The sequence below is a fragment of the Curvibacter sp. GW821-FHT01G03 genome, from assembly GCF_059422285.1.
On the sequence record NZ_JBWKWP010000040.1, the window covers coordinates 1 to 3,245 of the forward strand.

Below are 3,245 nucleotides of genomic sequence, written 5' to 3' on the forward strand. Positions count from 1 at the left end.
TACGGGGCTGGGGCTGGCGATCAGCAAGCGGCTGGCGGCGCTGATGGGCGGCGAGGTGGGGGTGGAGAGCGAGCTGGGCCAAGGGTCCACCTTCTGGGTCACCGCCCGCCTGCGCAAATCCACGCAGTTGCCGGTGCTGCATGAGCCGCTGCCCGACGTGCGTGGCAAGCGGGTGCTGGTGGTGGACGACAACCCCCGCGCCCGCGCGCTGCTCAGTCAGCAGCTCACCACATTGAGCTTTCAGGTGCTTCAGGCGGGCACGGCCACCGAGGCCCTGGCCTTGTTGGGCCAGAGTAGCCCGGACAGCAACATCGATCTGGCCTTTCTCGACTGGAAAATGCCGGACGTGGCCGGTATTGACCTGGCGCGCCAGATCCGGGCACAGGGCCGTGCCGGCACGCCTCGCCTGGTGCTGGTGGGTGGGCATGGGCGTGAAGATCTGCGGCCCGCTGCGCGCGAGGCCGGCATTGATGCCCTCATCGTCAAGCCCATCAATCCGTCCCTGTTGTTTGACACCCTGATCAGCCTGCTCGGCTCACCGGGTGGCGCGCGTCGGCGCCAGCGCCGGGCCCAGGCCCATTGGGCCGGCACCAGCCAGGACCTGTTGCCGGTGCGCGGTGCTCGCGTCCTGCTGGTCGAGGACAACGACCTCAACCAGGAGGTGGCGGCGGGCATTCTGCGGCTCGCGGGCCTGATGGTCGACATCGCTGGCAACGGGCAGATCGCCCTCGACAAGGTGGCCCAGAACCCCTATGACCTGGTGCTCATGGACATGCAGATGCCGGTCATGGATGGCATCACCGCCACCCAGGCCATTCGCCAGCGCGAAGAGTGGCAGCACATTCCGATCGTGGCCATGACGGCCAATGCGCGAGACAGCGACCGCGAACGCTGCCTGCAGGCCGGCATGGTCGATTTCGTGACCAAACCCATTGAGCCCGAAGAACTGGGGCGCGTGCTACTGCGCTGGATTCCAGACAAATCGGGGGCGGGGGAGGGCACAGACACTGACGATCGGGCCTCGACCGCTGCCCCCACCTCGGCGGGGGGCAGCGGTGCCACCGAAGCCCCTTCGCTGCTGGATCGGGCGGTGCTGCAGATCCCGGGCCTCGATGTGGGGCAGGGCCTGCGCCGCGTGATCGGAAGCATCCCGCTTTACCTGTCGCTGCTGCGCAAGTTTGTCAGTGGTCAGCGCGATGTGCCTGATCAGATCCTGCAGGCCCTGGATCAGCGCGACTGGGAGCGGGCCGAAATCCTGGCCCACACCCTCAAGGGCGTGGCCGGCAACATTGGCGCGACCGGGTTGCAACAACTGGCCACCGAACTCGACGAGCTTGTGAGCGAACGTTTGGATCCCGACGCCGCCCTCGAACTGACCGGGCGACTCAAGTCGCAGTTGACCGTGGTGGTGCACGGGATCGAATCGCAGCTGTCGCCAGCGGCTCCAGCGGCGCCGGCTGCCGCACCCGTACCAGCATCGGCACCGGTCGCTGACGAAGCGGCCCGTCAGCAGCGCCTTCAACTCCTGCAGCAACTCGACGCGCTGCTGGCCGACGACGATCCCGACGCGGCCGAGCTGCTGGCGCAGCACACCGAAGTGTTCAAGCGCGAGCTTGGCAGCGCTTACCGTGCCCTGGAGGCGGGCATCCGTGGCTTTGATTTTCCGGCGGCCTTGCAGGCCTTGCGCGGCGCGGCGGAATCATGATGCTGTCCTGCGCTCCGGCTTCGACGCCTTTTCAACGCGACCTGGTGGCCAGGTGCGCGCGTCCCGACATGACTGGTTGTTTCCATGCAAGCTCCTGCCTTACCCCCTGACGAGACCTTGCGGCTGGCTGCCCTGCGCGACACGGGCCTGCTCGACACGCCCCGCGAAGAGCGTTTTGACCGGCTCACCCGCCTGGCCCGCCTGTTGCTGGGCGTGAAGATCGCCGTGGTGTCGCTGGTCGACAGTGACCGCCAATGGTTCAAATCCTGCGATGGGCTGGATGCCAGCGCCACGTCGCGTGACGTGTCCTTCTGCGGGCACACCATTTTGCAGTCTGACATCTTTGAAGTGCCCGACGCCTTGCTGGACCCGCGTTTCGCCGACAACCCCCTGGTGCTGGGGCCGCCGCACGTCCGCTTCTACGCAGGGGCTCCCCTGCATTCGCCCGAGGGCCTGCGCCTGGGCTCGCTGTGCGTGATCCACGATGAGCCTCGCCTGCTCAACCCCGAGCAGCGGCGCACCCTGCGCGATCTGGCCGACCTGGTGGAGCAAGAGGTCAATCAGCAGGTCTTGCGCGAACGCACCGAGGCCTTGCAGCGCGCGCGCTATCTGGGCGAGGTCCTGGTTGACACCCAGGCCTTGTTCATCCGCGATGCCGACCGCTCTTCGGTGTTTGAGAACCTGCTGAGCCAGTTGCTGGAACTCACCGAAAGCGATGTCGGCTTTCTGGGCGAGGTCTACAAGCTGGGCGATGACTTCCCGAGCCTGCAGATCCAGGCCATCCATGGCCTGCAAAGCCACGCGCCGTCCACTCAGTCCATGGACGTCGCCCTGGAGGCCGACCCCTTCAGTGAAGACCTGAAGAGCCTGCAGCGGGTGTTTGCCAGCGTGCTGTCGGACGGTCAACCCCTGCTGCAGGAGCAAGGGACCACAGCCGCGGATGAACTGGTCTGGGGCGACGCCCGGCTCAGTGCTTTTCTGGCCGTGCCTATCCACCATGGCGGAGACCTGGTGGCGCTGCTGGGGGTGGGCAAGCTTCGCAGCACCTATGAGGCAGGTCTGACGGATTTTTTGCGGCCCTTGCTGGTGACCATCGGCCAGCTCATCGAAGCGGCTCGCATCCAGGCCGAGAACACGCGCATCCAGCGCGAACTGACCCGCTTGTCCCGGGTCGCGAGTGAAACCACCAATGGCGTGATCATCACCAACGCCCGGGGCGAGATCGACTGGGTCAACGATGGTTTCACCCGCATCACCGGCTACCGCCTGGAGGAGGTGCGCGGCCTGCGACCGGGGCATTTCCTGCAAGGGGCTGACACCGACCTGGGCACGGTGGCCCACATGCGCCGCTCGCTGCGGGCCGGGCATGGCTTTCGGGTCGATCTGCTCAACTATGCGAAATCGGGCGCGCCCTACTGGATCGACATCAGCTGCAACGATCTGCGCGACAGCGCCGGGGTCTTGCAGGGCTTCATGGCCATTGAGACCGACATCACCGAGAGCAAGCGCGACGAGCAGGCCCTGATCCAGGCCCGCACCG

2 protein-coding genes are annotated in these 3,245 nt (G+C 66.5%); both read left to right on the forward strand.

Annotated elements, in window-relative coordinates:
* Nucleotides 1–1,705: response regulator (locus AC07VS_RS28660; RefSeq protein WP_494752672.1), on the forward strand; the 1,705-nt coding region annotated here is incomplete at its 5' end.
* Between the two features lie 84 nt (nucleotides 1,706–1,789).
* Nucleotides 1,790–3,245: GAF domain-containing protein (locus AC07VS_RS28665; protein ID WP_494752673.1), on the forward strand; the 1,456-nt coding region annotated here is incomplete at its 3' end.